Origin of the sequence: Chromohalobacter sp. 296-RDG, from assembly GCF_029889885.1 — a bacterium.
Taxonomy (GTDB): domain Bacteria; phylum Pseudomonadota; class Gammaproteobacteria; order Pseudomonadales; family Halomonadaceae; genus Chromohalobacter.
Window position 1 is genome coordinate 46,184 of sequence record NZ_JARANY010000005.1, and the last position, 21,935, is coordinate 68,118.

19 protein-coding genes are annotated in these 21,935 nt (G+C 60.6%); 13 read left to right on the forward strand and 6 right to left on the reverse strand.

Annotated features, from left to right (window positions below; translation table 11 throughout):
- Window positions 1–289 precede the first annotated feature (289 nt).
- Entirely contained in the window at window positions 290–1,000 is a 711-nt protein-coding gene (locus tag OP495_RS03690) for a glutathione S-transferase N-terminal domain-containing protein (RefSeq protein ID WP_280563249.1), read from the forward strand.
- A gap of 53 nt (window positions 1,001–1,053) precedes the next feature.
- Window positions 1,054–1,812: an SDR family NAD(P)-dependent oxidoreductase gene (locus tag OP495_RS03695; protein ID WP_280563248.1), complete on the forward strand. Its 759-nt coding sequence runs from the start codon at window positions 1,054–1,056 to the stop codon at window positions 1,810–1,812.
- A 1-nt stretch (window position 1,813) separates the two neighbouring features.
- Here the strand turns inward: OP495_RS03695 and OP495_RS03700 are convergent, their stop codons facing one another.
- The 5 genes from OP495_RS03700 to OP495_RS03720 form a co-directional block, all read right to left on the reverse strand.
- Window positions 1,814–2,233 carry a GNAT family acetyltransferase gene (locus tag OP495_RS03700; RefSeq protein ID WP_280563247.1) on the reverse strand — a complete coding sequence of 140 codons (420 nt, stop codon included), beginning with the start codon at window positions 2,231–2,233 and terminating at the stop codon, window positions 1,814–1,816.
- A gap of 26 nt (window positions 2,234–2,259) precedes the next feature.
- Window positions 2,260–4,311, reverse strand: a complete 2,052-nt coding sequence (locus OP495_RS03705; RefSeq protein ID WP_280563246.1) for an FUSC family protein — start codon at window positions 4,309–4,311, stop codon at window positions 2,260–2,262.
- Between the two features lie 7 nt (window positions 4,312–4,318).
- Window positions 4,319–5,188 carry an efflux RND transporter periplasmic adaptor subunit gene (locus OP495_RS03710; protein ID WP_280563245.1) on the reverse strand — a complete coding sequence of 290 codons (870 nt, stop codon included), beginning with the start codon at window positions 5,186–5,188 and terminating at the stop codon, window positions 4,319–4,321.
- Window positions 5,189–5,407, reverse strand: coding sequence for a DUF1656 domain-containing protein (locus tag OP495_RS03715; protein ID WP_280563244.1), 219 nt, complete (start codon window positions 5,405–5,407; stop codon window positions 5,189–5,191).
- 176 nt (window positions 5,408–5,583) lie between these two features.
- Window positions 5,584–6,522 carry a LysR family transcriptional regulator gene (locus OP495_RS03720; RefSeq protein ID WP_280563243.1) on the reverse strand — a complete coding sequence of 313 codons (939 nt, stop codon included), beginning with the start codon at window positions 6,520–6,522 and terminating at the stop codon, window positions 5,584–5,586.
- Window positions 6,523–6,772: 250 nt separating this feature from the next.
- On the opposite strand from OP495_RS03720, the gene OP495_RS03725 reads away from it, so the two are divergent.
- The 4 genes from OP495_RS03725 to modC all read left to right on the forward strand — a co-directional run bounded on the left by OP495_RS03725 (window position 6,773) and on the right by modC (window position 11,491).
- The gene (locus OP495_RS03725) at window positions 6,773–8,752 is read left to right on the forward strand and encodes a ligand-gated channel protein (protein WP_280567316.1); all 1,980 of its coding nucleotides are present in this window, start codon (window positions 6,773–6,775) and stop codon (window positions 8,750–8,752) included.
- A gap of 159 nt (window positions 8,753–8,911) precedes the next feature.
- Window positions 8,912–9,709, forward strand: coding sequence for a molybdate ABC transporter substrate-binding protein (gene modA / locus OP495_RS03730; RefSeq protein WP_280567319.1), 798 nt, complete (start codon window positions 8,912–8,914; stop codon window positions 9,707–9,709).
- Window positions 9,709–10,404 carry a molybdate ABC transporter permease subunit gene (modB, locus tag OP495_RS03735; protein ID WP_280567321.1) on the forward strand — a complete coding sequence of 232 codons (696 nt, stop codon included), beginning with the start codon at window positions 9,709–9,711 and terminating at the stop codon, window positions 10,402–10,404. Before modA ends, modB begins: the two co-directional genes overlap by 1 nt.
- On the forward strand, window positions 10,397–11,491 hold the full coding sequence (gene modC, locus OP495_RS03740; protein ID WP_280567324.1) for a molybdenum ABC transporter ATP-binding protein: 1,095 nt from the start codon (window positions 10,397–10,399) through the stop codon (window positions 11,489–11,491). Before modB ends, modC begins: the two co-directional genes overlap by 8 nt.
- Before the next feature lie 6 nt (window positions 11,492–11,497).
- Here modC and OP495_RS03745 read toward each other — a convergent pair whose 3' ends face one another.
- The gene (locus OP495_RS03745) at window positions 11,498–12,361 is read right to left on the reverse strand and encodes an EamA family transporter (RefSeq protein ID WP_280567327.1); all 864 of its coding nucleotides are present in this window, start codon (window positions 12,359–12,361) and stop codon (window positions 11,498–11,500) included.
- A gap of 213 nt (window positions 12,362–12,574) precedes the next feature.
- Between OP495_RS03745 and OP495_RS03750 the strand changes: the two genes are divergently transcribed.
- The 7 genes from OP495_RS03750 to OP495_RS03780 all read left to right on the forward strand — a co-directional run bounded on the left by OP495_RS03750 (window position 12,575) and on the right by OP495_RS03780 (window position 21,783).
- A complete protein-coding gene (locus OP495_RS03750; protein ID WP_280567330.1) occupies window positions 12,575–13,060 on the forward strand; it encodes a DUF192 domain-containing protein in 486 nt (161 codons plus the stop codon).
- 63 nt (window positions 13,061–13,123) lie between these two features.
- Entirely contained in the window at window positions 13,124–13,930 is an 807-nt protein-coding gene (locus OP495_RS03755; RefSeq protein WP_280563234.1) for a sulfite exporter TauE/SafE family protein, read from the forward strand.
- Window positions 13,931–14,180: 250 nt separating this feature from the next.
- Entirely contained in the window at window positions 14,181–15,158 is a 978-nt protein-coding gene (locus OP495_RS03760; protein ID WP_280563233.1) for a TAXI family TRAP transporter solute-binding subunit, read from the forward strand.
- Between the two features lie 161 nt (window positions 15,159–15,319).
- Window positions 15,320–17,917: a TRAP transporter permease gene (locus tag OP495_RS03765; RefSeq protein WP_280567333.1), complete on the forward strand. Its 2,598-nt coding sequence runs from the start codon at window positions 15,320–15,322 to the stop codon at window positions 17,915–17,917.
- A gap of 200 nt (window positions 17,918–18,117) precedes the next feature.
- Window positions 18,118–18,909, forward strand: a complete 792-nt coding sequence (locus OP495_RS03770) for an MOSC N-terminal beta barrel domain-containing protein (RefSeq protein WP_280567337.1) — start codon at window positions 18,118–18,120, stop codon at window positions 18,907–18,909.
- 253 nt (window positions 18,910–19,162) lie between these two features.
- Window positions 19,163–19,573 (forward strand): oxidoreductase, encoded by a 411-nt coding sequence (locus tag OP495_RS03775; RefSeq protein ID WP_280563230.1) that lies wholly within the window; start codon window positions 19,163–19,165, stop codon window positions 19,571–19,573.
- Between the two features lie 2 nt (window positions 19,574–19,575).
- Entirely contained in the window at window positions 19,576–21,783 is a 2,208-nt protein-coding gene (locus OP495_RS03780; protein ID WP_280567340.1) for an ATP-binding protein, read from the forward strand.
- The last annotated feature ends 152 nt before the right edge of the window (window positions 21,784–21,935 follow it).

Consider the following 21,935-nt stretch of genomic DNA (forward strand, 5'->3'; position numbering starts at 1 on the left):
CCAATTGTTGGATAATTGGTATTACCAATAACGCCAGGAAATTGATGAACTTAAAATATCTTTCAAAATCAAACTTATATGTATTTTCTTGTGACCTTCGTCGGAGGCACGAAGAGCGTTGGTGAGGCGTTTTACGCGGTATGAGTTCGACTAATAGATGAGTCTTTTCCCGGACATAGTGGCCCAGGTGCGTGCGCCGTAGGCGCGATTGCGCGGCATGTGGTAGCGTCGTAGATCCAGCGCGTGGGTACTCTCACGATAAGTCTATGCTGAATAAAGGAGCAGTGGCATGGCGTTGCAGATGTACGACTTGAGCGGGCGTGACGAGCGGCTGCGGTTTTCGCCTTACTGCTGGCGTGTGCGTTATGCGCTGGCGCACAAGGGGCTGGAATGCGATTTCATCCCTTGGCGGTTTACCCAGAAAGAGGCGATCGCGTTTTCGGGGCAAGGTAAGGTGCCGGTACTCGTCGATGGCGATACCTCGGTCACCGATAGCTACGAGATCTTCCGCTATCTGGATCGCGTGTATCCGCAAAATCCGCTGCTGGGAGACGATACGGCGGCGTCCCGCGCGCGCTTCTTCAAGTTCTACAGCGAGCGGGCGTTGGCGCCCGGGATTTTGCGCACCATCGTCATGGACTTGTTCAATGCCGTACATCCCGACGATCAGGCGTATTTTCGTGAAACGCGTGAAAAGGCGCTGGGCCGTAGCCTCGAGGAAATGCATGCGCCCAGCAAAGGGCTCTCGTCACTCGATGCAGCCCTTGAGCCGCTGCGTGGGCGTCTCGAAGAGGCCGACTTCCTCGACGGCGAAGCGCCTGGCGGTGCCGACTACCTGGTATTCGGTCATTTCATGTGGGCAAGGTGTGTCTCGACGGCGGATCTTGTCTCCAATGCCGATCCGGTCTATGCCTGGATCGAGCGCATGCTGGACCTGCATGGTGGTGTAGGGCGCAATGCCACGCGCATCGTCGACATCGAAGGCGGCTATCCTGGCTGATCGCGCCGTGAACACGCATTGGCGGCAAGGCATATGTGGAGAAGGAGCAAAACATGAGCGATATCGTATTGATTACCGGGGCGACTTCGGGCTTCGGGCGCGCCGCAGCGCGGCGTTTCGCCGAGGCTGGCTGGTCGTTGATTCTCATTGGTCGGCGCGCGGAGCGTCTCGCGGATCTCGAGAAGGAGCTAAACGACAAGGTGCCTGTGCATACCGCGGTGCTCGACGTGCGAGACGCCGAAGCGATCAAGGACGTCGTTGCGGCGCTGCCGGAAGATTTCCGCGCGGTCAAGGCGTTGATCAACAATGCCGGTTTGGCCCTGGCACCGGAACCGGCGCAGAAGACGGACCTGGACGACTGGCATACGATGATCGATACCAACATCACCGGGCTGGTCAATGTGACGCATGCGCTGCTGCCTACGCTGATCGAGACCGGGGCCGGGGCGAGTATCGTCAACTTGGGCTCGGTTGCGGGGCAGTGGCCGTATCCGGGCAGCCACGTCTATGGTGCGAGCAAGGCCTTCGTGCAGCAGTTTTCCTATAACCTGCGTTGCGATCTGCAAGGCACCGGCGTGCGGGTTACCGATATCGCGCCGGGTATGGCCGAGACTGAGTTCACGCTGGTGCGCACCGGCGGCGATCAGGCGGCCTCCGACAAGCTTTACGGCAACACCACGCCACTCGAGGCTGAGGACATCGCCGAGTTGATCTGCTATACGGTCTCGCTGCCGGCACACGTCAACGTCAATCGTCTTGAAGTCATGCCGACACGCCAAGCGTGGTCCGCCTTCGCCGTCGACCGCGACTGAGTCAGTCGTCGGCGATCAAGCGCTTGCCAAGGGTCACGAAGTCACCTTCGTCGTACCCTTGGCGGCGGTAATAGTCGATCAACGCGGGATGCTCGTTGCGAACCATCAGCATCAGCTTTGGGCAGCCCCGGGCCTGCAGGGCGCGCTCCACGGCGGCGAGTAATTGGCGGCCCAGGCCGCGGCGCTGGCAGTCGGGGCTGATCGCCAGATAGTGTACCCAGCCACGATGCCCGTCGTATCCCGCCATGGCGCTGGCGATCACAGTGTCCGCTTCCACTCCGATCAGGAACAGGCTGGGATCTTCCGCGAGCTTGCGTGCGATGTCGCGGCGTGGGTCATTCCATGGGCGAGTCAACTCGCAGCGCTCCCAGAGCGCAATGACACTCTCTTCATCGACGGGCTGGAAAGGTCGAATCTGCATATTTATCTCTCGGATGGCGTTGGTCGTCAGGCGCTCTTGGTCGCGGAGATGGCCGGTGTCTGACGCTCGGCCATGACCTCGGCCTGACGGTCCAGCACCAGGACAAGTCGCTCAATCAACCCCTCGATAAGCTCGCGCGCGTCTTCCTCGATGCCGCCATGGCGCGCGATGGCGGCATCCAGCGCTTGGCCGGCCTCGTTGATGCCTTGGGGCGAGCGGCCATGGGCGCTGTCCTCGAAGCCGTTGGCCAGCGTGGCCAGAAGATGTTGCATGGCGTCGCGTACTGGTGTTGATGCATCTTCCAGGCGGTGGCGCAGGCGCAAGCACGAGCGCCCCAGATCGAGACCGTTGAGGCCGATCATGAACAGGTGGCGATGATCCTCGGGCAGCATGTCGTCATGCCGGGCGAGTTGCAGCAGACGGTCGGCCATATGGCCGCTGAAGCGGCTTTCGGCTTCATGCAAGGGTTGCTCATCGATATGCCGCAAGTCGTGGCTGATGGCGCCGATCAAGCGCCGGCGTCGAATTGGCGTGCCCAGGCCGGGGAGCAAGCGGAATCCCATCACCACGGCGCTGAGTCCGACGATGACGGCGATGGCACGATTGGCGAAGCTGTCGAATGAGAAGTCCATCCCATTGCCGGGCATGGTCAGCAGAATATTGAAGATAGTGAAGGCAAGGCAGTAGCCCATCAAGCGCGGGTTGGAAGCGCCAAGAAGCCCCAGGAACAGCGGCGTGACGAAGAGCATGGCGAGCATGGGAAACCCGTTGGCCTGCGAGAGCAGCACATGGCCGAACAGGAAGGCGCTGGGCAATGCAGCCAGCATGCCTTTGAAGAACATCATGCAGATCGTAACGGGATTATCGCGCGTGGCGAAAAACGCCGAGAACAGAGTGCCTAGCAGCATCGCGACCTGGCCGTTGTTCCAGTGTGTCTGCAACCAGAAGGTGGCCAGACATGAAAAGACCAGTCCCGCGCGGCCGGCATTTAGCAACGCCACGAGATGATCGCGGTGCCAGGACAGCGATCCGCCACGTAGTTGCTTGCGCCCTGGATGGGCAATGGCCTCGCGCGCGTCGAGCATGATCATGGCATGACCGAGTACCTCGCGCAGCGCTAGAAGCACACGCCGCTGCAAGGGATCGAGTTGCGTGTCGGAGTAGCCGTGAGCGCGCTTGCGCAGGTCCTGTAATTGGCGGCGTGCGGCGGGTACGCCTTTCACGTGCTCTGCATTGCGAAAGCCGTCGGCGATTTCTTTGGCCAGTTGATGCAGCGGCGCGTTGATGCGATCGCCGTGGTCGTGTAGCAACTGATAAAGCGCACCCAATGTGGCGAAGAAACGCAACGTGCGCCGGGTGAGCACGTGCGTGGCACGGATGCGACCGGCACCATCGGGGCCCTCGTAGCGCGCCGCCTGGCTGTCGGTTTCGAGCATCGTCAGCGGCTCGAGACTGGCGGTCAACGATTGCTGCATGACATCCAGCTCATCGCCGGCGTCGAGGCGTTGCCCGGCGTGCGTGAAGGCGTGATTGATCACCTCATCGGCCTGATTCGCCAGGTGGTCCTTGACGCGTGTAGGCCATAACAGGGCACTGACCAGGGTGGCACAGAGGGCGCCGAGCCCTAGTTCGGAGAGCCGTGCGATGGCGATATCGAAAATGCCGCTCGGCGGCTGGTTGGAGGAAATCACCACGATCAGCATCGCCGTGACGGCGCCCATGATGCAGCCGTAGGCAAAATTGTTGCGCAACAGCGAGCTGCCGTAGGCGCAGAACATGATCCATAGCGTCAGTGCCACCAGGGCGGGTACGCGAGCCTGGGCGAAGAAGGCCATGATCACGATGCCGACCAACGCACCGATGAGCGTGCCGCTGATCTGACAGATGCCCTTCTCGACGACCATGCCGCTCATTGGCCGGATCTGCAGGAAGGCCGCTGAGATCAACGCCCAGTAGGGTCGGTCGAGATCGCACCATAGCGCGATATAAAGCGCCAGCAGCATCGCCAATGTGGTCTTGGTGGCGAACTGCAGTGACGCCTTCGAAGGGGTGAGGTAGGTTTCCAGCCAGGGCGACATGGGCGGCTCAGTCGGTATCCGTCTCGTCGACGATATGGATGGTAGCGGTCATGCCGGCACTGAGCAGCGTCTCGTCGGGGACTTCGTCGAGCGCGATGCGCACCGGAATCCGCTGCGCTAGCCTGACCCAATTGAAGGTTGGCTCGACCTGGGGCAAGAGCTGCTCGTTGGGTGAAGTATTGCTATCGGCGATCCCGCGACCGATTCCAGTGACATGGCCACGCAATTCGGTATCGCCGTTCATCAGCGTGATCCTGGCGGTGTCGCCTTCTTCGATACGTGACATCTTGGTTTCTTCGAAATACCCGGTCACATAGTAGGAATCCGCTTTGACCAGCGCCATCACTGCATTGCCGGCCGAGACGTAGTTGCCCTCGGTAAGGCGCAGATTGAGGATATGCCCGTCGGCGGGGGCCTCGACCACGGTGCGCTTCAGATCGAGCTGGGCGCTTTCAAGATCGGCTTGGGCCTCGTCGAGATTGGCTTTCGCCACGCGGGTATCGATCCGCGCGACTTCGCGATCCTCGCTGCTGATGGCCTGATTGCTCAGGTTGTTGCGTCGGCTCTCCTCATGTTGCTTGAGCTCTAACTTTGCCTTGTTCAATGCGACTATGGCCTGGGCCTTGTCGACGGCAGTTTGGTAACGCGACTGATCGATCTGGAACAGGGTCTCGCCTTGCTCGACCTGTTGCGTGTCGCTCACCGGCAGCTGACGCACCCAGCCCGAGACATCCGGGGCGATCGTGACGACGTCGGCGCGAACGCGGCCGTCGCGGGTCCATGGCGTATACAGGTAGTAATGCCAGAGCCAGACGCCGGCGGCGACGGCCAGTGCCACGATAACGAGAGTGATCAGCATGCGTAGCGGTGTGCGCATTTAAACGATTCCAGCAGTAGACGAGAAGGCAAAGGCGACGGCGGCGGTAATGATGACGAACAAGGCGACATCGAACCACGCTTCGAACCAAGGAACATGTTGCCCGACGAGTCGGTGCAATACGGTACGCACGATGAGTGCGCCGATGAACCCTAACAGGGTATAGAGAAGCAGCGGACTGAGATAAATGCCACCGACAGCGATTTCCTTGAGACCCATTCCCTCTCCCATTCGCCAAGGCAAGTGAATATGTGAGCATGCTATCTAAATGCGTGGCACCTGCACATCGGCATTCAGCATGAACCGGCGTCCACATGCACTCGTCTTTTATATGACCCGGTCTTTTAGATACACCGATTTTTTATAAAAGAGTACAGCATGCCATTTTGAGACTGTCAGTCTAGCGTGCAAACGCGCTCGGGAGGGATATGCGAATGCAAGCGCCAGCTATCCGGCACGGTCTGACGAATTTGTTCGAGAAGAGTGATGCTCTTGCGAGGTAAACGCCCGAACGGGTAAAGCAGGGTGATGGGAAGCGACGAGGGCGCCCATTCTTCGAGGCAAGGCGCCAGGCTGCCGGGATGATGCTGGAGTCGTTTCTCGGCCATCCAATGGGGAAGCAGACCCAGGCCGCGCCCTCGTGCGATGGCATCGATGTGCAGGGCGTACTGATCCACGTGCAGGCGTGACGGCGGCAGCGTGATCCGGGTTTCTCCTTCGCGGGCGTGATGTAACGTCACGCCTTGTTCGCTGGTACCGAGTAGATCGATCCAGGCGTGTTCGGTTAGTTCGCGGGGGTGACGAGGCATGCCATGGCGCCGGAAATAATCGGGGTGCGCATAGACCCCGCGACGCATGTAGCCAAGCGTCTCCTGCCGTAGACCACAGTCGGCGACGTTACCTAACCACACGCATAGGGTTTCGTCTTCAGGGCCTGTGGGCGGCGTCACACGGGTATGCAGATTCAGCCGCACGCCTGCGTGACGTGCCACGAAATCTTCCATCTGCTGGCTGAACCAGCCCCGCGCAAAGGCGTTATGTACCTCGACGGTCAACGTGCCGCTGACATCCGCGCGCAAGTCGTCGAGTGCTTGCTGTCCTTGTTCGGCGAGGTGCAGTATCTGCTGACTGTAGGCGAGAAAGAGCGTACCGGCTTCGGTGGGAAGAACGCGGTTGGCTTGGCGTCGTAGCAGCGGCTGACCCAGCCGTTCCTCCAACTGGCTGATGCGCCGACTGAGTGTCGACTTCGCGAGTCCCAGTTCTCGGGCGCTGGCGGTCAGGCTGCCGGACGCCATGACCGAGGCGAACGCGGTCAGTTCATCGAGATCGTGCATGCCTTAGGCCATTGTCAGCGTGGTGCGTGGAGTGGGTCATTATTCTGGCATATTGCACGACGTTTTTGAAAATCATTAACGCTTGTAACGGTATCTCGTTGTGTTGCGGATTGTGAAACGCCCTGTCCCGTGACCTGGCGTGCTCTCTGTGAAAGAATCTAAATGATAAAAATTCGCATTAATTATAAAAATATCATGCAAAAGCTTCGGCTAATGTCGGAGCGGGATTCATCAGGGAGAACAACGCATCATGTCCTATTATGTATGGCCGTCGGCGCTGGCACTCGCCATCACTGCGTTTGGCACGCCGCTGGCCTATGCCGCCGATGACGATGTCCAGCTGGACAATGTCGTCGTGACCGCTGCCGGGTACGCCCAGCAGGTACAGGACGCCCCGGCATCGATCAGTGTCATTTCGCGCGAGCAGCTCGAGAAAAAGGCCTACCGTGATATCACCGACGCCTTGCGTGATGTACCAGGCGTTATCGTCACCGGAGGCGGTCGTGGCGATAATGGCGCCGATATCAGCATGCGTGGCATGCCAGCAGAATATACCTTGATGCTCGTCGATGGGCGCCGACAGGCGTCGCGGGAGTCGCGTCCCAATGGGAGCGCGGGATTCGAACAGGACTGGTTGCCGCCACTGCAGGCCATTGAGCGGATCGAGGTCATTCGTGGGCCGATGTCGACGCTTTATGGCTCGGATGCGATCGGTGGGGTCATCAACGTCATCACGCGCAAGGTGGCCGACGACTGGCATGGCAACGTACGCGCCGAAGCCACGCTTCAGGAAGACAGCGACTCGGGCAATGCCAATCAGGGTCAGTTTTATGTTGCTGGGCCGTTAGTCGACGATCTGCTGGGTCTGCAGGTTTATAGCCAGTACCAGAAGCGTGAGGAAGATGACATCGAGCAAGGCTACGAAGACAAGGATCTACAGAGCCTGACCGCCCAGTTTTCGCTGACCCCGAGTGAGAATCACGATTTCGGCGTTGAGGTGGGCAAGGAGACACAGGATCGCGCGTCGCATGCCGGAAAGTCAGCTCCGGCAGAGGGATGTCGAGGCGGTTGTACCGATAGCTACTCCGAGCATGACCGAGAACATTATGCGCTGACCCATACCGGGCGCTGGGGATTTGCCACCTCGGACAGTTACATCCAGCGAGAGTCCACCGATAACAAGTCGCGTGATATCGAGATATCCAACACCGTAGCGAACACCCAGTGGGTACTCCCATTGTCGCATCATATTGTGACGATCGGCGCTAGCTATGAGAAAGAAGAGCTCGATGATCAGAACACCAACCAGATTTCCGACCGGACCCACGTCAGTAACGATCAGTGGGCGCTGTTTGCTGAGGATGAATGGTTATTGACGCGAGATTTCTCATTGACTGGCGGGGTGCGCCTGGATGACAACGAAAACTATGGTAGCCATATCAGCCCGCGTCTGTATGGGGTTTGGCAGGCGGCGCCGGGCTGGACATTGAAAGGTGGTGTCTCTACGGGGTATCGCGCCCCGGGGCTGCGTGAGGTAACGGCTGATTGGGGGGCCATTAGCCGTGGAGGAACCACCTATGGCAATCCGGATCTCGAGCCTGAGACATCGCTCAACAAGGAGCTTGCCTTGTTGTATAGCGCCCCACGCGGTTTGAATGCCAGTGTGACGCTGTTTCACAACGACTTCGACGACAAGATCACTCGGCTACGTTGTGGGTCGGCCACGGCGTGCCCTCCGGTGACCCAGTTCGATACCGACGACGACGGCAACCTTCGCACCAATACCCGCATCAATGTCGACGAGGCCGTGACGCAAGGCGTAGAGCTCTCGCTGTCGTCGCCGTTGACCGAGACGTTGACCTTGTCGACGAGCTATACCTACACCGATTCCGAGCAGAAAAGCGGCGAATACGAAGGCAATCCGTTGACCCAGTTGCCCAAACATCAGTTCAGCGGCACGCTGGACTGGGCGCCGACGGCGCGACTCAACGCCTGGACCCGTCTGACCTATCGTGGCAAGGAGAGCCAGCCCGTCGAGGGGCCCTCCTCCAATACGACCCGAGCGCCGTCCTACACTTTCGTGGACAGTGGCGGCTCATGGCGGGTGACCGAGCAGGCCAAGCTCATGCTCGGTGTCTATAACATGTTCGACGAAGACGTCGGCTATGACGAATATGGTTACGTAGACGATGGGCGTCGCTATTGGGTAGGGGCGAGCCTCGACTTCTAAGCATCGAACGAATGCTCGTATCGTGCAGGGAGGCTTCGGCCTCCCTGTTTCGTTCGGCACGGCTTCCTGGCGGGTGCCTGGGTTGTGGCCATCGCGCATGCTATTTTCGATAAGCTGATTACTCGTCATCCATATCAAGGCCGCCAGGCCTGGAGTTCTATGTTACGTCGTTCGCTGGTTCGCATTTTTATCGTCCATGCCTTGGCCCTGTCGCTGGGCATGGCAAGCCTTTCGGCGCTGGCCGCGGAGCGTGTCAAAGTCTTTGCTGCGGCCTCGCTGACCGATGCCGTCGGTGCGCTGGCCGAGGCCTACGAGCGCGATCACGATGTCGATATCGTGCCCGTCTATGCCGCGTCGTCGACCTTGGCCCGGCAGATCGCCAACGGTGCGCCGGCGGCTGTGTATCTCTCGGCTAACGAGCGCTGGATGGATTGGCTCGGTGCGCAAGATGGGATCACGCTGTCGCATCGTCACGATGTGCTGGGCAATCGCCTCGCGCTGATTGCGCCTCGGGACAGCGATCTTGACCGTTTAACCTTGGATGAGACCGCCTCGATCGCCGAACGGTTGGGAGAGGGGCGTTTGGCACTCGGCAACCCGGAGCATGTCCCCGCAGGTATCTATGCCAAGCAGGCGCTGACATCGCTGGGTCAGTGGCAAGCGCTCGCGCCACGTTTGGCGCGTGCCGACAACGTGCGCAGTGCATTGGCGCTGGTCGAGCGCGGCGAGGGGCCATTGGGTATCGTCTATTCTAGCGATGCCCAGGCCAGCGATAAGGTCAAGACGCTGGGCACCTTTCCCGACGCTTCTCATGACCCGATCGTCTATCCAGTGGCGTTGATCGGCGAGTCACCCAGTGAGGAGGCCGCGGCGTTGGCCAAGTGGCTGGAAAGTGACGAGGCGAGCGCCATCTTCCAGCGTTTCGGCTTTGCGACGCTGAGCGCCGGGGATAGCTGATGCTGACACCGCTGGAATGGGAGGCACTGGCTCTGAGCCTGCGTGTTTCCGGTGTCGCGGTGGCCGCGATTCTGTTGCCGGGGCTGGGCATGGCCTACGTGCTGGCACGCTTCGACTTCCCCGGCAAGACACTTCTCGACGGTATCGTGCATTTGCCGCTGGTGCTGCCGCCGGTCGTGGTGGGGTATCTGCTGCTGGTGTCGCTGGGGCGACAAGGCTCGCTGGGCCAATGGCTGCACGAAACGCTTGGCGTGAGTCTGCCCTTTACCTGGCAAGGGGCGGCACTTGCCGGGGCGGTGATGGCGTTTCCCTTGCTGGTACGTGCCGTGCGCCTGTCGCTGGAGTCGGTCGATCGCAAGCTGGAGGAGGCGGCGCGCACGCTGGGTGCGAGCCGTTGGAAAACCTTTCTTACGGTGACCCTGCCGCTGATATTGCCGGGCCTTCTGACCGGCGGCGTGCTGGCGTTTGCCCGCTCGCTGTCCGAGTTTGGTGCGACGATTACCTTTGCCTCCAACATTCCCGGTGAGACGCGCACCTTGCCGTTAGCGCTTTATAGCCTGGTGCAGACGCCTGGAAAGGAGGCCGCCGCAGCGCGGCTTTGCTTGATTTCGGTGATCGTGGCGTTGATCGCGCTGGTGGCGTCGGAGTGGTTGGCGCGGCGCGCACGCCGACGTCTGGAGGGACGCCATGCTTGAGACGCAGGTCTTTCAGCGACTCGGGGCTTTCACACTCGACACTTCACTTGCGGTGTCGGCGGAAGGCGTCACGGCGTTGTTCGGGCGCTCGGGTAGCGGCAAGAGCAGCCTGATTCGATTGATCGCTGGATTAGAGGTGCCCGAGGCAGGCACCATTCGGCTGGGTGATACATGGCTGGTGGATACGCAGCGTCGCCGATGGGTGCCGCCCCATCGGCGCCAGTTGGGCGTCGTGTTTCAGGAAGCACGGCTGTTTCCGCATTATTCGGTGCGCGGCAATTTGCGCTACGGCATGCCGCGCGCGGCGCGCGCGGATTTCGATGGCCTTGTCGAGCTTTTGGGGATCGGCCATTTGTTGTCGCGTACACCGGGGCGACTCTCGGGAGGAGAGGTACGGCGCGTGGCCATCGGCCGGGCGTTGTTGTCGCGCCCACGCATGCTGTTGATGGACGAGCCGCTCACCGGACTGGACGGCGCGCGCAAGCAAGAGCTCCTGCACTATATCCGGCGTCTGGCGCGCGATACTGGGGTGCCGATTCTCTTCGTCAGTCACGATACGCGTGAAATCGGGGCGCTGGCCGATCGCGTGGCATTGATAGAAGAGGGGCGGGTGATGGCGAGCGGTCCGGTGGACGAGATGTTTACGCGCCTCGATCTGGGGCCACGTACGGGGCGTTTCGAGGCGTCTTCGTTGCTCGAGGCGCGTATCGCCGCGCATGACGAGGCGCTTTGCTTGACGCGACTGGCGCTGCCGGGCATGGCCGAGGGCGAGACGCTGAGTGTTGCACGTCTCGAGGGAGCGGTCGGCGATGCGGTGCGCTTGCGCCTGCGAGCGCGCGATGTGGGCGTCGCCTCCACATGGGCGCCGCCGCTGCCGGATGTCGCCTGCCTACCGGCGACGCTGCGGGAGATCGGTGACGAAGCCCATGGCCCTTTCGTCGAGGTAATGCTGGATGTCGGCGGGCAGGCGTTGCGGGCGCGCCTCACCCGTGAAGCGGTTGGTCAGATGGGACTTCATGCGGGCCAAGCGTTGCAAGCGCGGCTGCGCAGCGTGACGATCTCTCGCCATGATGTGGTCGTGACATAAGGGCCTTCAGGGCGCGGCGCGAGCACGCTGCCTTCCCGGCAGGTTGATCACCGCCAGCCCGGCGATGACCAGCGCCCCGCCGAGCAGCTTGTGACTATCCAGGTCATCGCCGAGCAGCCAGACGCCGAGAAAAACGGCGATGACCGGCATCAACAACGTCAGCGGAACGACCCGGTTGACCGGGTGGCGGCGCAGCAGCGAATACCACAAGCCATAGGCGATGATCGACGACATCACCGCCGTGTAGAATACCGCGCCCCAGCCGATCCAGTCGGCATGGCGAAGCGCTTGCATGTGCTGAGTCTCGAAAAGCCAACTGGCCAATGCGACCTGGGGAATCGCGAACAGCGCGATCCACCCGGCCAGCGTCAGCGGCGAGATGGCCGGCGCACGCTTGATGATCAACGTCGACACCGCCCAGGCCAGGGCGCTGGTCAAGAGCGTCAACGTAGCCGTCACATTAGGCAACGCCGGTCCGCCGGCGAGCACCACCGCGCCGGCGAAGGCCAGCAACAAGCCGAGCAACCGGCGCAGGTCGAGATGCTCCTTGAGGAAGACGGCGGCGAGCAAGGTGGCAAAGGGCGTACCCATCTGTACCAGCAAGGCGCCGGTGCCGGCCTCGGCCTGCTCAAGGCCCAGGAATAGCAGTGGGAAATGCAGGCCCCCGAAGGTGACCGACAGCACCAGCAGCCACGGCAGTTGCCGTCGTGTTATGCGAGTAAAGGGCACGACCAGGGCGGCGACCAGCATGAAGCGCAGTGTCATCAACATCAGGGGTGGCATGTCGTCCACGCCGACCTTGATGACAATGATGTTGAAGGCCCAGATGACGATGACCAGAAGGCCGAGCAGGAGGTCGCGAAGTGGCACGGGGTATCCTTGTAGGCGAGTGACGTTAGGCATCGTCTGAAAACTGCCTGCGCTCGGCCATACTGCGTTAAAAATCAGCTCAAAATGCTCATTTACACCCCGTAAACTCCGCTTTTTCGCTGATTTTTGCCTTGTCTGACCTTCGCTCGTCGACTTTTCAGAGAGTGCCTAGGCATCATTCGCGTTGGTTGATAGAAGGCAAGAGGATAGCGTATGAAGCGGACATTGTACGTGTCGGGGTGGATGGTGTTGGGCTTGTTTGCGCTGACACTCGCGCCGGCGTTCGCAGAGGAGCGCTCGACACTCGAGCGTGCCACTTTGGAAATTGCCGGAGAGACGCTGTCGGTGGAAGTGGCCAGGCAGGCCGAGGAGCGGGCCCAGGGGCTGATGGATCGCGATACGCTCGCGCCGGATGCCGGCATGCTGTTCGTTTATGAAGCTCAACAATCCGCCGAGACAGCATTCTGGATGTATCGCACGCGTATTCCGCTGGATATAGCCTTCCTGGGCGCGAACGGCGAGGTACGCGCCATCCGGCGCATGCTGCCGTGTCAGGTCGCTTCCAGCGCCGAGTGCCCCCGTTATGCGGCCGAGGTTCCGTTTCGCGCGGCGCTGGAAGTCAATGCTGGTTACTTCCGTCGACATGGCATCGAGGTGGGCGATCGTCTTCCGGTCGTGCCCTTGCTATCGCCACACTAGGCTGGCGGGCCGATGGTCGGCGCTGACGTAGCGTCGAACGTTCGATGATAAGGAGTGAGTAACGTGGATCCGATATGGTGGTTGGCTTATCTGGCCTTGGGCGGTGTGGTGGGGATTTTCGCCGGCCTGCTGGGGGTCGGCGGTGGCGGCATCATGGTGCCGCTACTGACATCGCTGTTCGCCCTGCAGGGTTTTCCGCATGACACCTTGGTACATGTGGCGTTGGGGACGTCGCTGGCCGCCATCGTACCCACCTCGCTGGCGAGCCTGCGAGCGCATCATCGTCGTGGGGGCGTGGACTGGTCGGTGGTGCGCTTCATTACACCGGGAATCCTGGTCGGCACTTTCCTGGGCACGTTTCTTGCTGCGCACGTGCCGACCACGGGGCTGGCGATCTTCTTCGCGTGTTTCATGGCGTTCGTCTCGACGCAGATGCTGATCAACCTCAAGCCTGCGCCTTCGCGGACCTTGCCGGGGCCAGCGGGCGTATCTGGCGTGGGATTGGGCATCGGCGGTATCTCCGCTTTGGTCGCCATCGGTGGCGGGTCGCTTACGGTGCCGTTTCTCACTTGGTGCAACGTCTCCTTGCGGCGCGCGATCGGTACGTCCGCGGCGGTGGGATTGCCGATCGCGCTGGCAGGGGCGGTCGGCTATCTGATCAACGGTTGGGGAGAGCCGGGGTTGCCCGTAGGGACGCTGGGCTTCGTCTACTGGCCGGCGGTGATCCTGATGTCGAGCGTGAGCTTCTTCACCGCACCACTGGGTGCTTGGCTCGCCCATCGTCTGCCCGTGTCCACACTCAAGCGCATCTTCGCGTTCGTCTTGATGGCGCTGTCAGTAAAGATGCTGTTCACCGTCTTGTCGGGATAGGCGTGGGTATTGGGTTAGACGATAGTCGAGTGCGGGCTCGATATGGCAAACGTCTGTTCCGGTTGGCGCAACGGGCGGTTATCATGCCTGCCGACTATCGGCTTTGGCACATATTGCCTAGGCTGAGTGCAAGGGAATTGAGTGCGCTGGAGTGTACTGCGTCCGCGGTGCTTTTCGGTCGCTCCCTGTTGCCGGTCGTGGCTTCGGCCTTGCGATCGGCTCGTCACAATAATGTTAAAGAGGTGCATGCATGAAACGTTACGCCTTTACCGCTGCGTTATTCTCCGGGGCCCTGCTGGGTGCCGCTGCGCTATCGACGCCGGCGATGGCTCAGGATCAGGAGCGCTTCGTCACCATCGGGACAGGTGGGCAGACAGGAGTTTACTACGTGGTGGGTCAGTCGATCTGTCGTCTGGTCAACCGCAACTCGGAAGACACCAACATTCGCTGTAACGCGCCGTCTACCGGTGGCAGCGTGGCCAATATCAACGGCATCAAGTCCGATGAGCTGAGCATGGGCGTCGCGCAGTCTGACGTGCAGTACCGTGCTTACAATGGCGAGGGTGACTTCAAGGAGCCGATGGAAGACCTGCGTGCGGTATTTTCTGTGCACGGTGAGCCGTTGACCGTTCTGGCGCGCAAGGATGCCGATATTAACGGGGTCGCAGATCTCAAAGGCAAGCGCGTCAACATCGGTAATCCGGGGTCCGGTCAGCGTGCCACCATGGAAGTGCTGATGGACGCCGAAGGCTGGGATACCGACGTATTCTCGCTGGCCTCCGAGCTGGGCGCCTCCGAAATGGCCTCGGCATTGGCGGATAACAACATCGATGCCATGGCGTACGTGGTTGGCCACCCCAACGGTGCGATTCAGGAAGCGACCACGACCGTCGATGCCAACCTCGTCCCCCTGAATGACGACGCGGTGGATAGCCTGGTCGATGAGTATCCCTACTACGCCAAGTCGGTCATTCCGGGGGGCATGTACAAGGGCAATGACGATGACGTCGAGACCTTCGGCGTCAAGGCTACCTTCGTGACCTCTTCCAAAGTGGATGACGATGTCGTCTACGAAGTGGTCAAGGCGGTGTTCGACAACTTCGATCGTTTCAAGCGTCTGCACCCGGCCTTCGCCAACCTGAAACCGGAAGAAATGATTTCCGACGGTCTCTCCGCGCCGCTGCATGAAGGCGCCAAACGCTATTATAAAGAGCGTGGTTGGTTGTAAACGTTAGCTTGATGTCGTGCTAGACGATGCGCGGCCGCTTCGGCGCCGCGCATCGTTGGTTCTGGCCACGCGGTGGCGAATGAAACAAGCGACTGTGATGTGTTTTTTGGTCGGTCAGGGCACGCGAAGCACGCCCTGACCGACACCACCGGGACGACAGTATGCAAGACGATAAGTCGACAGCATCCACGCGAGAGGCCGAGCTTGAAGAACTGGCCGCCAACGAGACCGGGGCTCGTAAGCCCACCGGGCCGGTTGGCAAACTGCTGCTTTGCGTGGCGGCGGTCTGGTCGTTGTTCCAACTTTGGATCGCTTCGCCCTTACCTTTCGTATTTGGCTTTGGGGTGTTCAGTGCCACGGAGGCACGTTCCATCCATCTGGCCTTTGCCATCTTCCTGGCGTTCATGTCCTATCCGGCCTTCAAGCGTTCGCCGCGCGGCAGAGTGCCGTTGTTGGACTGGGGATTGGCATTGATAGGCGCCTTCGCGGCGTCCTACATGTATTTCTTTTACGAGCAGCTTGCACAACGCCCCGGTGCACCGATCCTGCAGGATGTCATCATCGGTGTGATCGGTTTGTTGTTGCTGTTGGAAGCCACGCGGCGTGCGCTTGGACCGCCGCTGATGATCGTGGCCAGCGTGTTCATCGTCTATTCGCTGGCCGGCCCCTACATGCCGGGGATGCTAGCGCATCGCGGGGTGAGCCTTTATGGCCTGGTCAATCACCAGTGGCTAACATCGCAAGGCGTGTTCGGCATCGCCTTGGGCGTGTCGACCAGCTTCGTGTTCCTGTTCGTATTGTTCGGTGCCTTGCTGGACAAGGCAGGGGCCGGCAATTATTTCATCAAGATGGCGTTTTCGATGCTGGGCCACTATCGCGGCGGCCCAGCCAAGGCGGCGGTCGTCGCCTCGGGCATGACGGGTCTTATCTCGGGCTCCTCGATTGCCAACACCGTAACCACCGGTACTTTTACCATTCCCATGATGAAACGCGTCGGGTTCTCTCCGACCAAGGCCGGCGCTGTCGAAGTCTCGTCGTCGGTCAATGGACAGATCATGCCCCCGGTGATGGGGGCTGCGGCGTTCTTGATGGTCGAGTATGTAGGCATTTCCTATGTCGAGGTCATCAAGCATGCTTTCCTGCCGGCGTTGATTTCCTATATCGCACTGATCTATATCGTTCACCTCGAGGCGCTCAAGGCCAATATGCGGGGGCTCGAGAGCAGCAATCCTGTACGCCCATGGCTGCAGAAAATCGTCGGTTTCCTGACCGGGCTGGTCGGGATCATGGCCCTGGCCCTGATCGTGTATTACGGGCTGGGGTGGCTGAAGCCGGTGTTGGGTGAGGCTATGCCATGGGTGGCCGCCGTGGGGCTGGCGGTGATCTATGTGGCACTGCTCAAGCTAGGGTCACGCTACCCCGAGCTTGAGCAGGATGATGCCAATAGCGATATCTCAGTGCTTCCGCAAACGCGGCCCACGGTAATGGTGGGGCTTTATTTTCTGCTGCCCGTCGTGGTGCTGGTGTGGTGCCTGATGGTTGAGCGGTTGTCGCCAGGGCTTTCGGCGTTCTGGGCCACCGTGCTCATGATCGTCATCATCCTGACGCAGCGCCCACTGGAGGCATTCTTCCGTGGCCGCGGCGCGCTGGGCAATGAAGTGAAGCGTGGCGTCGTCGATCTCTGGGATGGCTTGATCGACGGTGCACGCAACATGATCGGTATCGGCATCGCCACGGCGGCGGCGGGCATCATTGTCGGTGCCGTATCGCAGACCGGGGTGGGATTGGTACTGGCCGATTTGGTCGAAACGCTGTCTATGGGCAATTTATTGCTGATGCTCATGCTGACGGCGGTGCTGAGTCTGATTCTCGGCATGGGCCTGCCGACCACTGCCAACTACATTGTAGTCTCCGCGCTTTTGGCGCCGGTCATCGTCCAACTGGGTGAGCAAAATGGCTTGATCGTACCGCTAATCGCGGTGCATCTGTTCGTCTTCTATTTTGGCATCATGGCCGATGTGACGCCCCCGGTGGGGTTGGCCTCGTTCGCCGCCGCGGCGATTTCCGGGGGCGATCCCATTCGCACCGGCTTCCAGGCGTTTTATTACAGTTTGCGTACGGCGGCGCTGCCTTTCCTGTTCATTTTCAATACCGATCTGCTGTTGATCGATGTGAACTGGTGGCACGGCATATTGATCTTCGTGGTGGCGACGGGGGCGATGCTGATCTTCGCCGCCGCCACGCAGGGCTACATGGTAGTGAGAAATCGCTGGTACGAGAGCCTGCTGCTGCTGCTGGTGGCTTTCACGCTTTTCCGGCCCGGGTTCTGGATGGACATGATTCACGACCCGTATCGGGACATTCCGCCCGCACAGTTCGAGCAGGCGTTAGGCGCCATCGATGACGATAGCAACCTGCGTGTTCGTGTCGACGGTCTTGATGCCTATGGGTCACCGACCAGTTTCGTGATGCTGGTGCCGGCGCCGGAGGGAGACAGCGGTAGCGAGCGTATGCAGAACCTGGGCCTGACCTTGATGCAGGAGGATGGCAAGACGCTGGTCGACATGACCGACTTCAATAGCCAGGCGGAGAAACTGGGCTTCGATTTCGACCAGGAGATCGTGTCGATCCGTGCGCCCGTCGAGCGCTGGCCGAAGGAATGGATGTGGATACCGGGACTGGCGGTATTCGCATTCGTCGTCTGGCTGCAGCGCCGCAGGCGGCCGACACCGAGCCGGCATGCCGATGCTACGGCGTAAACGGACGCTTTGCCGTTGCTGCGCCCGCCTCGAGAGAGGCGGGCGTTTTTGATGGTGGCTGTCGCTCGTTGACGATGTCTGTATGTTCGAATGCGCGCTCGAAACGGGAATGGCATGCCACTATCGAGGCGACCGTCGGTATTTTTTGCGACAATGCTCAGAAATATCCTCTCAATCCCTAGACTCCCAATGAGGTTGCCATGGCGACGCTTTCCGCGATTCACCTTTATCCCATCAAATCCACTGCAGGGCGCATGCAAGAATCGGCATGGGTCGGCTTGGAAGGGATAGTAGGCGATCGGCGTTTCATGGTCGCCAAACCCGATGGCACCTTTCTGACTGCCCGCACGCATCCTCAGTTGCAGCGCGTGACCGCGACGTTTGACGGTCAGACGCTGAGCTTGTCGCATCCGCAACTGCCCGCACTGGAACTGGCGGTAGGGAGCTTCGATCTGGCGACTTTCGCCACTACGGTATGGGCTGACGATTTCGATGCCTGGACCACGCATGCACGTCTCGATGCCTGGTTCAGCGAGGTGGCGGGAGAGCCCGCACGATTGTTGTGGCTGGGCGAGCAGTCCTCGCGCTATCGGCATTCCATCGAACAGCGCGTCAGCTTTGCCGACGGCTACCCGCTATTATTGATCTCCGAGGCCTCGTTGGCCGATCTCAACACGCGTACGGTCGAGCAGCATCTCATGGCACAGTTTCGCCCCAACCTGGTGATCGCTGATACCTCGGCGTATGCCGAGGACGAGTGGCGACGCATCCGTCTCGGTGAGGTTGTGTTCCGCGTCGATAAGCCTTGTGCTCGCTGCGCGATGATCAGCGTCGACCCCGCCACGGGCACATTCAAGGAGGGCCGCGAGCCCTTGCGTACGCTGGCCGGTTACCGGCGTGGTGAGGGTGGCAAGGTGTATTTCGGGCAGAACCTGGTTGCCGAAAACGAAGGCCGTGTTACGCGTCATGACCGCCTCGAGGTGCTGGAGTGAGGCGGATGGATCAGTCACGACAATCGCCAATCGCGTATGACATGCAAGCACCCTGTTGCGGTGGTAGGGTCATTGGTAGCGGTATGACGTTTTTGCTCGCACTCGGATGGGACGGCTAACCATGCGTGTCTTGATGACGCTGAGGCAATGCTTGAAGCGCTCAGGTGTGACGGCTGGGCTGGGCTTCTTTTTGCTCATGTGCGTCGCCGCGGCGGTGCATGCCCATCCACTGTCGACACCTGAAGGGGAGGTCATGCTAACCGTGGAGGGAAATATCTCGCGTACCAACGGTGGCGGTGTGGCACGGTTCGACCGCGCCATGCTCCAGGAATTGCCACAAGGCACTATCGTCACGCACACCCCTTGGACTGAGGGTTCATCGCACTTCAGAGGCCCTTTACTGAGCGCGATTTACGATGCGGTCGGCGCTCGCGGCGATTCGCTGCACGTCGTCGCGTTGAATGATTTCGCCGCCGATGTACCGCTGGCCGAGGCAAAAGAGTACGGGGTGATTCTGGCCATGCGGCGTGATGGCGAGCCGATGCCGGTGCGTGAGTACGGCCCGCTGTTCGTACTCTATCCTTTCGATGATTATCCTGAACTGCAGACCGAGGAAGTGCGTTTCCGCTCGGTCTGGCAGGTCGCGCGTATCGTCGTGGAATGACCATGGCTTGGCGTTCCCGTATCCATCTCGTGTCGCGTTTGCCGATGCGGCTCAAGCTTGGGGCCTGCGCGGCGATTCTGTTTTTCGCCGCGGCTTTGGTGGTGGTCAGCTTGATCATCTGGCGACAGGAAGTCTTGGCCAAGAGCGTTGCCGGCGACGCCGTCTGGGCGGCCTACAAGCTGGATCGGGAAACTATCCAGATGCGTAATGCCGTCTTGCAGGCCAAACAGAGTCCGGAAAAGTTCGATGACGTGCGCATGCGCTTCGAATTGCTGTATAGCCGCATCAACCTGCTGCGCGAGGGCGAAATCGCCGAACTGTTCCAGTCACTGCCCGAGACGCGAGCGTTGTTGCCGGAGATCCTGTCGCGCAGCGATGCGCTCGATTCCGCCTTGAAACGGATGTCCCCTGAATCACCCGAGCTTTCCTCGCTGGATGAACGCTTGCAGACGTTGAGCAGCCTCAGCGAGCGCCTCGTCGTGTCGGTCAACGCCTATCTTGCCGAATCCAAGACGCGCGAGCGCGAAGTGCAGTTGGCGCTGTATGCGGCCTTGCTGGCGTTGATCCTGCTGATGTGCGGCGCCACCGTGCTGGTGATCCGCTTCCTTTTCCAGGAGGCGGGAGAGAATATCGCGGCGCGACGAGCATTGGAGCATCTGAGCCAGGAGCTTCAGGACACCGCGCGTCATGCCGAGTCCGCCAACCAGGCTAAGTCGGATTTCCTGGCCACCGTCAGCCATGAGATACGCACACCGCTCAACGGTGTGCTGGGTATGACGGAACTACTGCGCGAACGCGCGCTGGATGAAACCTCGCATCAATATGTCGAGACCATCCATGACAGCGGTTCACAGCTGCTGGCGTTGATCAATGATCTGCTGGACTTTTCCAAGATCGAGGCCGGGCATCTGGATATCGAGCGTGAAGTGTTTTCGCTCCCCGAACTCGTCGAATCCTTGATGCGATTGCTCGAGCCGCGTGCCACGCATATCGAGTTCTTGAGTGTCATCTCGCCTGCGGTACCCGAGTACCTGGTAGGCGATGTGGGGCGCTTGCGCCAGATCTTGCTCAACCTGCTCTCCAACGCGCTCAAGTTCACGCGGCAAGGCAGCGTGACGCTGATCGTCAAGCCGATGCGTGGCAATTGGATACATTTCGAAGTCAGTGACACCGGTTGCGGTATCGATGATGTCGACCGCGAACGCTTGTTTCAGCCCTTTTACCAAGGAGTCGCCACGCAGAACGGGACCGGCCTGGGCCTGGCCATCAGCAAGCGTCTGGTGGAGGCCATGCAGGGACGTATAGGCGTCTCGAGTCCGGCCGACGAGGGCAGCCGCTTCTGGTTCGAACTGCCATTGCCCAGCGATGCCGAGAGTGGAGTGAAGCACATTCCGTCAGGAGAAACATGGGATGCGACGGCGGCACGCACGGCGCCCCTGCTGGTGATCGAGGACAACCCCGTCAATCGCCAGGTGGCCGTGGCTATGCTCGAGCGTCTCGGACATACAGTGAAGGTCGTCGACAGCGGCGAGGCTGCCTTGGCGCTGACCGAATATACGTCTTTTGCCTTGATTTTCCTGGATATTCGCATGCCCACGCTCGATGGACCGGAAACGGCACGTCGGATTATCGCTCAGGACGGCCCTAACCAGGCCACACCTCTGCTCGCAATGACCGCGAGCGTTACTACTCAGGAACATCAACGGGCCTTGGCCTCCGGCATGGCGGAAGTGTTGACGAAACCCATACGCCAGCAAGTGCTGGTCGATGTCCTGGTGCGTTTCGGCGTACGTGATCCGGAAGAGGTGATCGCGTCAGACGAGGTACGCCCGTCTGGCGGAGCGGAGTCGGCGGATACGCTACCGGCGCTCCTCGATCGCCAGGAATTCGCGACGCTCGGTGAGACGTTGGGTGCGGCACAGCGTAGCGCGCTGGTAGCCGCCTGGCAGTATCAGTCGCGAGTGCTGGAGGAGGCGCTCGAGGCTGCCGTCGTCGAAGCGGACATGACGCGTACGGCCGAGCTGGCACATCGCCTCAAGGGCGAATCGTCGTCGCTGGCCTTGACGCGCCTTGTACACGGAAGCGATGCCCTGGAGCGCGCGGCGCGCCAGGCGGACTCGGACGAAGCCGGTCGGCAGTGGAGGATGTTACGCCCCACCATCACCTCGTCGCGTCAGGCGCTGCGCATGGCCAATGACATGCCCGCCTGAAGCGACGTGAAGCGGTTGTCACCCACGCAGGAGAGATGTTGTTGACGAGGGCGACGAGTAAACGTTCATCACCGCATGGATTTTCCTCTGGCGTCGCTGGCCTGGCAGGGCCGTCGCATCTGGAGTTTCGCATTGATGCCGGCCAGTGGCGC

Excerpts from the sequence above, each read along its gene's own strand:
- OP495_RS03690 (WP_280563249.1), top strand. The coding sequence starts at position 290 with ATGGCGTTGCAGATGTACGACTTGAGCGGGCGTGACGAGCGGCTGCGG.
- OP495_RS03695 (WP_280563248.1), top strand. The coding sequence starts at position 1,054 with ATGAGCGATATCGTATTGATTACCGGGGCGACTTCGGGCTTCGGGCGC.
- OP495_RS03700 (WP_280563247.1), bottom strand. The coding sequence starts at position 2,233 with ATGCAGATTCGACCTTTCCAGCCCGTCGATGAAGAGAGTGTCATTGCG.
- OP495_RS03705 (WP_280563246.1), bottom strand. The coding sequence starts at position 4,311 with ATGTCGCCCTGGCTGGAAACCTACCTCACCCCTTCGAAGGCGTCACTG.
- OP495_RS03710 (WP_280563245.1), bottom strand. The coding sequence starts at position 5,188 with ATGCGCACACCGCTACGCATGCTGATCACTCTCGTTATCGTGGCACTG.
- OP495_RS03715 (WP_280563244.1), bottom strand. The coding sequence starts at position 5,407 with ATGGGTCTCAAGGAAATCGCTGTCGGTGGCATTTATCTCAGTCCGCTG.
- OP495_RS03720 (WP_280563243.1), bottom strand. The coding sequence starts at position 6,522 with ATGCACGATCTCGATGAACTGACCGCGTTCGCCTCGGTCATGGCGTCC.
- OP495_RS03725 (WP_280567316.1), top strand. The coding sequence starts at position 6,773 with ATGTCCTATTATGTATGGCCGTCGGCGCTGGCACTCGCCATCACTGCG.
- modA (WP_280567319.1), top strand. The coding sequence starts at position 8,912 with ATGTTACGTCGTTCGCTGGTTCGCATTTTTATCGTCCATGCCTTGGCC.
- modB (WP_280567321.1), top strand. The coding sequence starts at position 9,709 with ATGCTGACACCGCTGGAATGGGAGGCACTGGCTCTGAGCCTGCGTGTT.
- modC (WP_280567324.1), top strand. The coding sequence starts at position 10,397 with ATGCTTGAGACGCAGGTCTTTCAGCGACTCGGGGCTTTCACACTCGAC.
- OP495_RS03750 (WP_280567330.1), top strand. The coding sequence starts at position 12,575 with ATGAAGCGGACATTGTACGTGTCGGGGTGGATGGTGTTGGGCTTGTTT.
- OP495_RS03760 (WP_280563233.1), top strand. The coding sequence starts at position 14,181 with ATGAAACGTTACGCCTTTACCGCTGCGTTATTCTCCGGGGCCCTGCTG.
- OP495_RS03765 (WP_280567333.1), top strand. The coding sequence starts at position 15,320 with ATGCAAGACGATAAGTCGACAGCATCCACGCGAGAGGCCGAGCTTGAA.
- OP495_RS03770 (WP_280567337.1), top strand. The coding sequence starts at position 18,118 with ATGGCGACGCTTTCCGCGATTCACCTTTATCCCATCAAATCCACTGCA.
- OP495_RS03775 (WP_280563230.1), top strand. The coding sequence starts at position 19,163 with ATGCTAACCGTGGAGGGAAATATCTCGCGTACCAACGGTGGCGGTGTG.
- OP495_RS03780 (WP_280567340.1), top strand. The coding sequence starts at position 19,576 with ATGGCTTGGCGTTCCCGTATCCATCTCGTGTCGCGTTTGCCGATGCGG.